Here is a 12078-nt window from a genome sequence, read left to right as displayed (position 1 = left end):
CGCATTTAACGATGGTGAAAGCATAAGGGTTGTTGAACAATCTGTAAACAACGCGGGGGTGGCGCACGTTACACCCACGCCATAACTACAGCCCCTCACACACCCTCCAGTGAAGCTCCGTTGCGCGCGGCGAAAAAGTGACCTAGGATACCTAGTTAACTAATGATGATTCGTTAAACCTACGGAGGAGCTCATGCCCCAAGACATCTACATCGCGGGCGCCGCGCGCCTGCCCGTCGGAAAATTCGGCGGTAGCCTGGCCCGTCTTTCCCTTACCGAACTCGGTTCGCTTGCCGCCGAAGCGGCTATTGAGCGTTCGGGCCTTACCGGAGCAGACCTCGATACCGCCGTGGCCTCCAACGTCATGCCCGTCGTGCCGAAGGACCTCTACCTCTCACGCGCCATTGCCAAGAACGTCGGCATGCCAGACTCCTCCACTGCGATGGGCGTCAACCGCCTGTGCGGCTCCGGAGTCCAGGCCGTCATCAGCGCGGCCCAGCTCCTGCAGACTGGCGACGGCTCCCTGGCACTCGCCGTCGGCGCGGAATCCATGAGCAACGCGCCCTACTCCGTCGAAGGCGCACGCTTTGGCAAGCGCATGGGCGACGGCAAGCTTTATGACTGGCTTACCGGCGCGCTCTCCTGCCCCTTCGGCACCGGCCACATGGGCGTGACCGCAGAAAACGTCGCCGCCGATAACAACATCTCCCGCGAGCGCCAGGACGAGTTCGCCGCCGAGTCCCAGGAGCGCGCCGCCAAGGCCCGCGCGGAGGGCGTCCACGCGGAAGAAATCGTCCCCGTCGGCGAGCTGGACTTTGATGAGGCGGTGCGAGAGACGGACGTCGAGAAGCTGGCGAAGCTCAAGCCGGTCTTTGTTAAGGACGGAACCGTCACTGCCGGCAACGCCTCCGGCATCAACGATGGCGCGGCGGCCGCTGTGCTCGCCACCGCGGAGGAAGTGACCAAGCGTGGCCTGAACCCGCTGGCGAAGATTGTGTCCTGGTCCATCGCGGGCGTGGACCCGACGCGCATGGGTATTGGCCCCATCGCTGCCGTCCCGAAGGCCCTGGAGAAGGCAAGCCTGAGCTTGGCGGATATCGACCTTATCGAATCCAACGAGGCCTTCGCCGCCCAAGCCATTGCTGTGCAGGACCAGCTGGGCTTCGACCCGGCCAAGACGAACGTCTACGGTGGCGCCGTCGCGCATGGCCACCCGGTTGGTGCGACGGGCGTCATCCTGCTGACCAAGCTGGCTTATGCGCTGCGCCACCAGGGCAAGCGCTATGGCTTGGTCACCATGTGCATCGGCGGCGGTCAGGGAATCGCCATGATTATTGAGAATGGAGCGAAGTAAATGAGCATCACCAAGGTAGCCGTCATCGGCGCAGGTTCTATGGGGTCCGGCATCGCGGCACTCTGCGCATCCGCAGGCATGGATGTCGTGCTGCTGGACCAGAACGCGGAGGGCGCCCAAAAGGGCGTCGATATCCAGCTCAAGCGCAAGGGTTTCCACCTGCCGGAGTTCGCCGAGCGCGTGCGCACCAGCGATGACTACGCCCTGCTGGAGGACCGCGAGTGGGTCATCGAGGCCATCTTCGAGGACCTCGGCGCCAAGCACTCGCTCTACGAGGCCATCGAGCCTTATTTGTCTGCGGATGCTCTGTTGAGCTCGAATACCTCTACCCTGCCGCTGGCCTCCCTCCTGGAGGGCGTGCCGGAGGCCCGCCGCGAGAAGTTCGCTATCACGCACTTCTTCAACCCGCCGAAGGTCATGCGGCTGGTGGAGCTCATCGCTTCTGGAGAGACCGAGGACACGCTGCGCACGACCATCGAGCAAACCCTGGGCAAGATTGCTCTCGAGTGCCGCGACACTCCGGGTTTCATTGCCAACCGCGTGGGCTGCTACTGGATGGCCGCCGGTGTGGCACGCGCCCGCGAGTTCGACGTGAGCTACGAGCTTGCCGACGCCTCCTTCGGCCGTGCCTTCGGCATTCCGCGCACCGGTATTTTCGGGCTGCTCGATTACATCGGCCTCCAGCTGGTCAAGCCGATTTGGAAGTCTTTGGAGACGGCCCTGCCGGCGGGCGATCCGCTTCTTGACGTCCCCCTCGGCGATGACTCCTTTATCGAAGGTCTCGTTTCTCGAGGGCTCACCGGCCGCACCGGTGACGGCGGCTTTTACCGCGGCCGTGACGAGGTCATCAACGCCTCCTACGAATACGTACCCCGCACTCAGCCCACCGATCCTGTCGTGGGACTCAAAGATCCGCGCGAGGTCATGGAGACCGATTCGCCGGGCGGCCGTTTTGCCCGCGCCGTCTTCCTCGGCACGCTGGCGTACTGCTGCGAGGTCGCACCTGACATTGCGGACCACGTGGGCCTCATCGACGAGGGCCTTACTCTTGGTTTCGGCTGGAAGAAGGGCATCTTCGCGCTTGCCGACGCCATCGGCATCGACTGGGTCGCCTCCGCCTACGGCTCCAACGTCCCGGCCTTGGTCTCCGCCGCGGCTTCGGCGGGCGGTTTTTACGGCAAGGGCTCGGTGCTCTCTTCTCAGGGAGAACGTCAGGAACTCGCGCCGCGCGAGGGTGTTGTCACCCTGGCTTCTCTGGATGCGGAGACCATCGTGTCTCTGGATGCAGGCGCGGTCCACGCGGTCTCCACCCCGGCTGGCCGCATCGGCATCATTGACCTGCACACGCCGATGAACTCTCTGCCGACGCCCGCCCTCGAAGTCATCCGTGCTGCTCTGGGCGCTGTTGCCTCGGAGAACCTCGTCGCGCTGGTCATCGGCAACGACAAGCCGGTCTTCTGCGCGGGTGCTGACTTGGGTTCCATCGCTTCCGCAGGCGAATCGGGCGACGCATCACTCGTGGAATCCCTCCTTTCGGACGGTTCCACCACCCTGCGCGCCCTCAAGTTCGCCCCGGTGCCGGTCGTGGCGGCTGTGCGCGGCGTGGCCTTAGGCGGCGGCTTCGAAACCGCGCTGGCCTGCGACCGCATTGTTGCTCACGCCGATACGCGCCTCGGCTTCCCAGAGCGCACCGTGGGCCTCTACCCCGGCTGGACCGGCACCATCTCCTCGCTGGAGCGCCTCAAGGCTGCCGGCGTTGAAGACTACCACCAGAAGGCCTTTGATTTCATCGCCTCCGCCCGCAACTTCTCCTCGGCTTTCGAAGCCCAAAAGGCTGGTTTCCTCTCCTCGGATGATGTCGTGCTCATGTCCTACGACCACGTCCTCGCCCGCGCTGTGGAGGAGGCCGGCAACCTCGCCGACTCTTACGCCCCACCCGCAGATGAGCAGATTGAGATGTACTCCGGCTCCCCTGCTTTGGACCGCGATTGGCCTATCGAGGGCACCACCGAGAATGACCACGTCATCGTGGCCAAGCTCGCCGAGATGTACACCGGCTCCGGCTCACTGAGCTTCACCGAGTTCTGCGAGCGCGAGGTGGAGTACGACGTACCGCTGGTCCTGCTACCAGCAAACGTGGAGCGCGCCAAGCACATGGCCGCGACCCGCAAGCCGCTCAACAACTAGCCTGCGCCACCCTCATCGCAAATGGTCCTCTTACTCTGGTCCCTTTACTCAGCAAAGGGACCATTTGTATGAGGTTTTTGGTGTGGAGATGGTCCCTTATCAGCGCTAAGAAACCAAAGTAGAAGGACCATCTAAACTCGGCGGTGCTTGATGAGGCTCGCTTTCCACCCCACCACTATGCGCTACGGTGCGACCTCACAGCCTTGAGCGCTGCCCGCACCTCACTGACCACTCGTGGTCTTTCATAAAGCAATTCGCTCGGGGAATACGGCAAGACAACAAAGCCTAGATTCTGGATGTGCTTTTCACGCTGCCGCTCCGCCTGGATGACCTCATCCACCGGTTTGCCGTAGGTGATTCCGTCATATTTCACATGCCCATCAATAACGAGTTGGACGCGATTTTCGTAGATAAGCGCAGTAGCGGGCAAGGCACGTTCGTCCCGATTGACTTTGACGCGGTCGTCAAAGCACGCACAAGACGTGTGAAGCTAACATTGTAAGTATTGTGGGCTCGCTACACCACAACGCTGGCCCAGCCGGGCCAGCGTCACTACAGCTACGACCGGTTCCGCCAACTGGTTGCCTCCCATGTCGACGCGGCCGGGCTGACCGCCCGGATCACCCATGCACCAGGGCATACGATGCAGGTGGATTGGGCAGGTACGAAAATGCGCCTGTACGACCCTTCAAGCACACCGGGGGTGAAAGCCACCATTTTCGTTGCTTTGTTGCCGTATTCAGGGATGCTCTTTGCATGTGCGTGTGCTGACCAGCGGCAGGGCCTGACCCCCGGAAAGTAGACACGTCGGGGGTTAGCTATGCTGCTTGGGTCAGTGTAGCTGATGTGAGCGCTTCGAAGGCATCAGGGGCTAGAAGGTTGCACCAGTAGTGCCGTCTGCGCGTGTTGTAGCGCATGCACCACCGGAAGACTTCCTGACGGCAGACGATGGGATTGTCAAAGACTTTCCGATCACGCAGAACTTCACGCTTTAAGGTGGCGTTAAACGATTCTGCTAGGGCATTATCGGCACTTGTACCCACTGCTCCCATGGATTGGCGTACACCAAGTTGGGCGCAGTGGTCCCTAAATGCCTGTGAGGTGTACGCACTGCCGTGGTCGGAATGGAAAATTGCCCCTTTAAGGCTTCCGCGGACTTTCCTGGCATGAGACAAAGCCTCGATAACCAGCGATACCCGCATGTGATCGGCGAGTGCATGTCCGACGAGTTTGCGCGAGTAGACGTCGATGACTGTGGCAAGGTACATGTTCTTGCCTCCCTTACACGGCAGGTAGGTGATATCGCCTACATAGACCTGGTTCGGCTTATCAGCGGTGAATTTGCGGCCTACTAAATCTGGCATGACGCGGTGGCCAGGCTTGCGCCTGGTGGTGATGCACCGACGCCGTTTAGTAAAGCCTTTCAGGCCCATGGATTTCATGATGCGTGCGACCTTCTTGTGATTGATCGGAGGAAAGTCCGTATCGTCGTTGAGGCTTGCAGCGATGCGTTTAGCACCATAAAGCCCGTGCTCATCATCGAAGATGGCCTTGATTCGTGTCAATCCGACGGCAACATCACACTCACCACTTTTCTGTAGACATAAGACCTAGACCCCGCTAGACACGTGTAAAACAATGCTAGGAACGGCCCTATTTTACAGGAAACATTCTGCCGCATACCGGCGTAACAATAGGGTGTACTCCTCGCTGCGGTCTTTGGCTGCCGGCAGGAAGACGCGGTTGATCTGGGGGATAAGCCCTGCCGTGACTGCCCGGTCCAGTGCGCCCGTGAGGTCATGCAGATGGATCCAGTCATCGCCATCCAAAAACACCACGGTGGTATCCGCACCGCGGTCATCGAGGCGCGCGGTGCAGCGCCTGCCGAATACCTTCCGGTCGATGGACAGGCGTGCGCCGGGCAAGTCCGCGATGACTTCTGGGGAGCGAGGCGGCCAGAGTGTCTGGTCCACAGAATCGCCGCTCAATAGGCTCGCCTGTGGGCCTGCGCCGTGTGCGTTATGTGGATCGGGATATTTCAGCTCGCCGGATTGAAAGCTATAGGTCACTGCTGAGTGCGCCGGGATGCGCACATCGACGGTGGACATCGATTCGGTGAGCTCGACGTTCGAGCGGTAGGGGTCCGGGAAAACGAGGGCTTCCGCATCCGCGGGCACCGAGATTCGGTGAAGGGTGGTCACGTCCGGGGAGTCTGGCATGAAAATTGCGCCACTTTCATCATTGACTACATAGGTAAACCTAAGCTAACATCCCCTGCATGCGAGTTGCTGTTTTCGGCTATCAGTCGTGGGGACACCGGACGTTGTCTGCGGTCATCAATGCTGGTCATGAAGTAGTTTTGGTAGTTACGCACCCTGCCAGCGATCACCCTTATGAGCAAATGTGGGCAGACTCCGTTGAGGAGCTCGCCAGCGAACATGAGCTCCAGGTGTGTGTCACTGAGCGCGTGGGTCAAGACGTCATTGAGGCGTTGCGCGATGCTGCACCAGACATCATCGTGGCCAACAATTGGCGAACCTGGCTTCCTCCCGAGGTTTTCAGCCTGGCCAAGCACGGCGCATTGAATGTCCACGATGGTCTCCTGCCCGAGTACGCCGGATTTTCGCCCATCCTGTGGGCGCTGTTGAACCGGGAAACTCACGTGGGCGTCACTGTGCACGAGATGGATGAAGTGCTGGACGGCGGACCCATCGTTGCCCAGCGCGCGATCCCCGTGGGTCCGCAGGACACCACCACGGATCTCGTGGCCAAGACCATCGACCTCATCGAGCCCCTCGTGGAACGCGCATTGAGTGACGTCGCCCAAGGCACCGCCACTGCGCAACCTCAAGATCCCACCCGCGCTACGTACTTCCACAAGCGCGGCGAGCAGGAATCTCGCATAGATTTCACCCAACCTGCGGAAGATATCGCCTTGCTGGTCAGGGCGCAGTCCGACCCGTACCCCAATGCTTACTTTGAATTCCGAGGCCAGCGCGTCCGCGTGCTTTCCGCGCACGTCTCGCAGGGCCGCTTCGGCGGAACCCCCGGCCGAGTCACCATCCCTCACGAGGGAGGAATCGCGGTGGTCTGTGGATCGCCCCGTGCCAACGTGCCGGCGCCGGCGATTGTTCTGGATCGTGTTCGTCTCGACGACAACTCGGAACTGACCGCCACCGAATTCTTTGGACATAGGGCTGGATATATCCAACCAAAGGTTTGACCTTTCCCTTTTGTGTACGGGCCACGCCTCGCGCGGAAATCCGTCACCAGTAACAACGGAGAAAAATGACACTCAAGAAGATTCTCGTTAGCACCGCTGCTGTGCTGACCTTGGGCGCGGCACTGACCGCTTGCTCGACTGATGACCAGTCCGGAAATTCCGGGGACTCCCAGGCAGTCAACGCCGAGCAGGGCGCATTCCCCACCACCATCGAGCACCGCTACGGCTCCACCGAAATCAAGGAAGCCCCGCAGCGCGTGGTCTCCTTGGGCTACACGGATCAGGACGCACTGCTGGCGCTGGGAGTTACTCCTGTCTCCGTGAAGTACTGGGACGGAATGACCCCGGATGGTCAGGCTGCGGGCAACTGGTCCAATGACAAGATCGAGGGCGACACTCCTCGGATCGACAAGGACACAGAAGTCAACGCGGAAGCCATCGCCAAGGACAATCCAGACCTCATCGTGGCCGTGTACTCGGACATCGATGAAGACACGTACAAGAAGCTGTCTGAGATCGCCCCTGTCGTCGTACAAAAGGGCGAATACGAAGAACTACAGCAACCATGGGACGTGACCACGGAAGAGATCGGGCAGGCCGTGGGCAAGCCTGAAGAGGCAAAGCGCCAGGTGGAGCAGGTCAAGGAGAAGTTCGCAGAGCTCAAGGGCCGCCACCCAGAATGGGCCGAAAAGGAACTCGGCGTGGCCACTGTCTCCGACGAGAGCCTGGCTGTCTTTGCCGAGGGCGATCCGCGTAGCCGCTTCTTCACCGAGCTGGGATTCAAGATCAACCCGGCCTACGCGGGCATCACCAAGGACAAGTTCTACGGTGAGGTCTCCAAGGAAAACGCAGACCAGATCAACTCTGACGTGCTGGTGTGGGATCAACTGTCTTACTCTCCGAAGCAGAGCAAGGCTTCTGTGACCGAGGATCCGATCGTGGGCAAGCTGCCCGCCGTGAAGGACGGACACAGTGTCTACCTGGAAGGCGACCTGGAAAAGGCCTTCGGATGGCAGACCGTGCTGAGCCTGAACTACCTGCTGGACAAGATCGAGCAGCCGTTGGCAGACGCCACGAAGTAGTCTGAATCAACTGCCGAACCGCCCCGCATGAACGTGCTGGGGCGGTTTTGCTGTTGCTGGCTAGGGGACGGGCACTCATGGGGATAACGGATGCACGCTAGGGGCGAGCTGCCTGTATTCCGGTCAGAAACCGGGGTAAGAATAGACCAGTTGTTTTCTAGAAGGGATTCCCTGTGCACTTAAGCGACCTCATGGACGCCACCACCCTGCTCCAGAACTTTGGCGGCTGGGCGCTCGGCGGCATTGCGCTGATTATCTTTATTGAATCCGGCGTGCTCTTCCCGTTCCTCCCCGGCGATTCCATGCTGGTCACCGCGGCAATCTTGCGCGATCAGCTGGGCTTGAACGTTCCGATTCTGGTGGGCGTGGCCATCGTCGCGGCGTTCTTGGGCGACCAGGTAGGTTTCTGGCTCGGCCACCGCTTTGGCCGCAAGTTGTTTAAGCCCGACGCCAAGATCCTCATAACCGAGCACCTCGAACAAGCCGAGGCTTTCTTCCTGAAGTACGGGCCGTTGGCTCTGGTACTGGGGCGCTTCATCCCGATCGTGCGTACCTACATTCCCGTGGCCGCTGGTACCGCGGAGATGCCGTACAAGAAGTTCGTGGGATGGAACGTCACGGGTGCAGTGCTGTGGATTGTCAGCATGGTCGGCATTGGCGTGCTGCTGGGGGATATCCCGGGCATTGCGGATCGCATCGACATGATCGCCATCGTCATCGTGCTGGTGTCTGTGACTCCGGTGGTGATTTCCGCGATGATCAACTGGCGGAAGTCCAAGAAGACTCCCGCCCAGGAGCTGATGGAGGACTAAGCCCTGATCGTCACTTGGGGACGATCAGCGGACCGCCGGTGACAGGATCCTCGATGACTAGCGCGTTGAGGGCAAACGCCTCGAGCAGTAGCTCTGGGGTAATGACCTCGCTGGGACGCCCGGTGGCGAGGACCTGTCCATCCTTCATCACCACGAGATTATCGCTGTAGCGTACAGCCAAGTTGAGATCGTGCAGCACCATCACCACAGTCCGATCCAGCTCTCGGCGTAGACGCTGCACCAGCTCCAAAATCTCTACCGACGTGGCCAGATCCAGGTAGGTGGTGGGCTCGTCCAGGAACAGGATGTCCGTGTTCTGCGCAAGAACCATGGAGATCCACACACGCTGCCGCTGCCCTCCGGACAGAGAATCCAGGGTGCGCTCCGCCAGCCCCATCGAGCCAGTCATTTCCAGCGCCTTGTGCACCTCGGCTTCGTCCGTGGACGACCACTGACGGATCCACGATTGGTGTGGGTGCCGACCGCGCGAGACGAGATCAGCCACGTTGAGTCCCTCCGGGGCGGTAGGGGTTTGTGGCAGCACGCTGATGGTCCGTGCGAGGTCCTTGCGCCTGATGGATGAGATATCGGCGCCGTCTAACAGCACTTCGCCCTCATTCGCCGGAAGGAGACGAGACATGGCTCGCAACAACGTGGATTTGCCGCAGCCATTGGGGCCGATGATTGTGGTGATCTGCCCGCGAGGAAAGTCCACGTCCAAGCCTTCGATGACCGTCCGGTCGCCGTAGCCCACGGCGAGGCCGCGTGCGCTCATGCTGTGCTTCTGAGTCATGTGTCCTTCTTTGTTCGCGGCACTGCTAACTTCCAGGGTGGGATCTTTTCTCATGCCGTGGTTGACCTATTCCGTTGGACCAGCAAATAAATAAGGAACGCACCGCCGATTGCCGAGGTGAGAATGCCCACCGGCAGCTCTACGGGCAGAAGAGTTTGGGTGCTGATATCTGCCAGCAGGAGTAGCGCAGCGCCGGTCAGCGCAGAGGCCAGAAGCGGTGGTGCAGAGCAGTTGCACAAGCGCAGCGCCACCTGTGGGGCCACGAAGGCGACGAACCCGATGGGGCCAGCGGCCGAGACCGCCACTGCTGCCAAAGCCACGGCAGCGGCGAGCAGAAGCACCTGCACACCCTGGACGTTTTGTCCCAAAGCCCGTGCAGTATCCGAGCCCAGCAAGGTGGCTAAAAGTTGGTGACCAATCCAGGCCAGCAGCGGTGTAAACACCAACACAACAATGGCGATGGGCCACATCTTGGACCAGTCCGCAGTGCTCAGGGAGCCAGTAAGCCAGAACTGCGCGGCCGCGGCATCGCGCAACTCCGTGCGGATCATCAGGAAGTTGATATACGAGGTCAACAGAGCAGAGATGATGATGCCGAACAGCACTAGCCGGAAGGAATCAGTCGATCTCCTCCACGCCAGAGCCCACATCACCGTTGCGGTGACAGCCGCACCAAGCACCGCGGCCAAGGGAATGCCGATGCTGCTGAGCCAGCCGAGGAAACCACCAGCGCCACCACCCAGAGTGATGACGGTGACCGCGGCCGCGGACGCGCCCGTAGTGAAGCCCAAGATATCCGGGCTGGCCAGCGCATTGCGAGTCACGGACTGAGTGAGGGCTCCGGATAATCCCAGCGCACAGCCCACCAGAATGGCCGTCAGCGCACGAGGCATGCGCCAATCCAAAACCACCAGACGCTCAATGCGGGTGCCCTGGCCGGTGAACAGCACCTCCAGCACACGAGCCGGGGACACAGGATAGTCACCCAGGCCGATGGAGACCGCCGCTAGCAAGACGATCGCCACGAGCAGCAATAGAGACACCGTCAACGCGCGAGGGCGCCAGACCACAGAAAATGAGCCCACGCGGAATGGCGGGCGCCCAGGGATAGTGGAAGAGGTAGGGCGGGCAAGGAGGGAACTCATTAAATGGCCACCACCCGGCGTCGATAAATAAGGGCGATGAAGAACGGCGCGCCCACGAACGCGAGGATGATGCCTACTTGCAACTCGCCCGGACGAGCGATCAGACGGCCCACCACGTCTGCGAACAGCATCATCACCGCACCCGTCAGGGCAGAGTAAGGGAGGATCCAGCGGTAATCAGGGCCCGTGATGGCGCGCACGAGGTGCGGGACCACCAGGCCGATGAAGGTGATGGGGCCGGCGGCAGCTGTCGCGGCACCGGCCAGCAGTGCGATCAGAGCCATGCCAATCAGGCGGGCGCGCTGGGTGTTGATGCCCAGTCCGGAGGCGATGTCATCGCCCAGATTCAGGAGGTTTAGCTGCGGTGCCGTGATGAACGCCAGCAGGAGGCCCACCAGGATAAACGGCAGCACGCCGTAGAACACGGTGAGATCCCGGCCCGCGATGGAGCCGACGGTCCAGAAGCGCATGCGATCCAGATTGGCATCGTCAGTGAGGATAAAACCGCTGATGATGGCGCTGAGGACCGCGGACAAAGCCGCGCCGCCGAGGACCAGCGTCATTGGATTGGCCTGTCCTCCTCCTATGGACGCCAAACTAAACACCAACGCAGTAGCAGCGATGGCCCCACCGAACGCCCACATGCTGGTAGCCCACACGGACGTCACACCCAGCAAGGAGAAGCTGGCAACCACGGCCAGGGACGCACCGTAGTTGATGCCGAGAATGCCCGTGTCCGCGAGAGGGTTGCGCGTGTGCCCTTGGATCAATGCACCGGAGGCGCCAAGGGCAGCACCGGCGACTAGGCCCAACAGGGTGCGGGGAATGCGGAGCTCGACGATCACGCGCTGATCCACATTCAGCCCCTCCGCGTGGCCGAACGCCGTGCCGAGATCGCGGAACACGGCGGACACTTCTCCAAAAGGGATCTGCCGTGATCCAAACACGATGCTGGCAACGATGCTGGCGAGCAATAGGAGGAAAAGGACGCCGAGGCCGACGAGGCGACGCGGGATTTTACCTGATGGAGCGCTGGCAGAAGCGTCCGCAGTAGCGTCCGCGCGAGACCCCAGGTGTGATTGAGAAGGGGATTGCGCATGCGGGGTAGAGATAGCCATGCATCCCTCCTTGACGCGTGAAAGTCCATGATCTTAACGGGAGCAAGCTTATATGAACAAGGTAAGCCTAATCAAAGTACTACAAGGAGGGATTGTGGAGCTGTGCAGGTGAGTGTGTGAGCCAGCAGGTGCGGCTAGTGAGGTCGGTCGGCCCTGAATGGCGCCGACCCTACACCTCAGCTCTATGCTTCTGAGCAGGGATTTGGACATGTTTTAGCTGGTTGCTAGGCTAGTCAGGTCTTGCCGTAGGTAGGTACCCCCATGTTCTTTTTTTCGACGCTAACGCGTCAAAATCCCGGGAATGCCACATGACCTGCGGAAAGAGTCTCCCGCTACAAGGGAGAAAAACTGTACATCCACTTTG

Annotated in this window: 11 protein-coding genes and 1 pseudogene; 6 read left to right on the top strand and 6 right to left on the bottom strand. The window is 60.7% G+C overall.

Annotated features, from left to right (window positions below; genetic code table 11):
• Nucleotides 1–193: 193 nt before the first annotated feature.
• The gene (locus R3O64_RS02895) at nucleotides 194–1354 is read left to right on the top strand and encodes an acetyl-CoA C-acyltransferase (RefSeq protein WP_339017240.1); all 1161 of its coding nucleotides are present in this window, start codon (nucleotides 194–196) and stop codon (nucleotides 1352–1354) included.
• Nucleotides 1355–3541: a 3-hydroxyacyl-CoA dehydrogenase/enoyl-CoA hydratase family protein gene (locus R3O64_RS02890; RefSeq protein ID WP_339017239.1), complete on the top strand. Its 2187-nt coding sequence runs from the start codon at nucleotides 1355–1357 to the stop codon at nucleotides 3539–3541. It abuts the gene before it with no gap.
• A gap of 175 nt (nucleotides 3542–3716) precedes the next feature.
• Here the strand turns inward: R3O64_RS02890 and R3O64_RS02885 are convergent, their stop codons facing one another.
• Nucleotides 3717–3914, bottom strand: coding sequence for a hypothetical protein (locus R3O64_RS02885; protein ID WP_295805061.1), 198 nt, complete (start codon nucleotides 3912–3914; stop codon nucleotides 3717–3719).
• Nucleotides 3915–4046: 132 nt separating this feature from the next.
• Here R3O64_RS02885 and R3O64_RS02880 point away from each other — a divergent pair, with 132 nt between their 5' ends.
• Entirely contained in the window at nucleotides 4047–4343 is a 297-nt protein-coding gene (locus R3O64_RS02880) for a hypothetical protein (RefSeq protein ID WP_339017237.1), read from the top strand.
• Nucleotides 4344–4359: 16 nt separating this feature from the next.
• On the opposite strand, the pseudogene R3O64_RS02875 reads toward R3O64_RS02880, so the two are convergent.
• Both R3O64_RS02875 and R3O64_RS02870 read right to left on the bottom strand, forming a co-directional pair.
• Nucleotides 4360–5100 (bottom strand): annotated as a pseudogene (locus tag R3O64_RS02875) (IS3 family transposase); the annotation flags it as partial.
• A 99-nt stretch (nucleotides 5101–5199) separates the two neighbouring features.
• On the bottom strand, nucleotides 5200–5742 hold the full coding sequence (locus tag R3O64_RS02870) for a hypothetical protein (protein WP_239107288.1): 543 nt from the start codon (nucleotides 5740–5742) through the stop codon (nucleotides 5200–5202).
• Nucleotides 5743–5819: 77 nt separating this feature from the next.
• On the opposite strand from R3O64_RS02870, the gene R3O64_RS02865 reads away from it, so the two are divergent.
• The 3 genes from R3O64_RS02865 (at nucleotide 5820) to R3O64_RS02855 (ending at nucleotide 8658) form a co-directional block, all read left to right on the top strand.
• Nucleotides 5820–6764 (top strand): methionyl-tRNA formyltransferase, encoded by a 945-nt coding sequence (locus tag R3O64_RS02865; protein ID WP_005325328.1) that lies wholly within the window; start codon nucleotides 5820–5822, stop codon nucleotides 6762–6764.
• 65 nt (nucleotides 6765–6829) lie between these two features.
• On the top strand, nucleotides 6830–7846 hold the full coding sequence (locus tag R3O64_RS02860; RefSeq protein WP_005291893.1) for an iron-siderophore ABC transporter substrate-binding protein: 1017 nt from the start codon (nucleotides 6830–6832) through the stop codon (nucleotides 7844–7846).
• 173 nt (nucleotides 7847–8019) lie between these two features.
• Nucleotides 8020–8658 (top strand): DedA family protein, encoded by a 639-nt coding sequence (locus R3O64_RS02855; RefSeq protein WP_005325329.1) that lies wholly within the window; start codon nucleotides 8020–8022, stop codon nucleotides 8656–8658.
• 10 nt (nucleotides 8659–8668) lie between these two features.
• Here R3O64_RS02855 and R3O64_RS02850 read toward each other — a convergent pair whose 3' ends face one another.
• The 3 genes from R3O64_RS02850 to R3O64_RS02840 are packed head-to-tail and all read right to left on the bottom strand — an operon-like array spanning nucleotide 8669 to nucleotide 11714.
• Nucleotides 8669–9451: an ABC transporter ATP-binding protein gene (locus R3O64_RS02850; RefSeq protein WP_019176090.1), complete on the bottom strand. Its 783-nt coding sequence runs from the start codon at nucleotides 9449–9451 to the stop codon at nucleotides 8669–8671.
• A 50-nt stretch (nucleotides 9452–9501) separates the two neighbouring features.
• Nucleotides 9502–10596 (bottom strand): FecCD family ABC transporter permease, encoded by a 1095-nt coding sequence (locus R3O64_RS02845; RefSeq protein WP_005325330.1) that lies wholly within the window; start codon nucleotides 10594–10596, stop codon nucleotides 9502–9504.
• Nucleotides 10596–11714, bottom strand: a complete 1119-nt coding sequence (locus tag R3O64_RS02840; protein ID WP_005325331.1) for a FecCD family ABC transporter permease — start codon at nucleotides 11712–11714, stop codon at nucleotides 10596–10598. The genes R3O64_RS02845 and R3O64_RS02840 overlap by 1 nt, the downstream gene beginning before the upstream one ends.
• Nucleotides 11715–12078: the final 364 nt, after the last annotated feature.

The sequence above is a fragment of the Corynebacterium hesseae genome (genome assembly GCF_037850265.1).
In the GTDB taxonomy this organism is placed as follows: Bacteria; Actinomycetota; Actinomycetes; order Mycobacteriales; family Mycobacteriaceae; genus Corynebacterium; species Corynebacterium hesseae.
Note: the sequence above shows the minus strand (reverse complement) of the source record. Positions and strands in the feature narration are given on the sequence as shown.

Bases quoted from the DNA above. Each gene is read 5' to 3' on its own strand.
- R3O64_RS02890 (WP_339017239.1), top strand. From the start codon at position 1,355: ATGAGCATCACCAAGGTAGCCGTCATCGGCGCAGGTTCTATGGGGTCC.
- R3O64_RS02865 (WP_005325328.1), top strand. From the start codon at position 5,820: ATGCGAGTTGCTGTTTTCGGCTATCAGTCGTGGGGACACCGGACGTTG.
- R3O64_RS02895 (WP_339017240.1), top strand. From the start codon at position 194: ATGCCCCAAGACATCTACATCGCGGGCGCCGCGCGCCTGCCCGTCGGA.
- R3O64_RS02840 (WP_005325331.1), bottom strand. From the start codon at position 11,714: ATGGCTATCTCTACCCCGCATGCGCAATCCCCTTCTCAATCACACCTG.
- R3O64_RS02850 (WP_019176090.1), bottom strand. From the start codon at position 9,451: ATGACTCAGAAGCACAGCATGAGCGCACGCGGCCTCGCCGTGGGCTAC.
- R3O64_RS02860 (WP_005291893.1), top strand. From the start codon at position 6,830: ATGACACTCAAGAAGATTCTCGTTAGCACCGCTGCTGTGCTGACCTTG.
- R3O64_RS02845 (WP_005325330.1), bottom strand. From the start codon at position 10,596: ATGAGTTCCCTCCTTGCCCGCCCTACCTCTTCCACTATCCCTGGGCGC.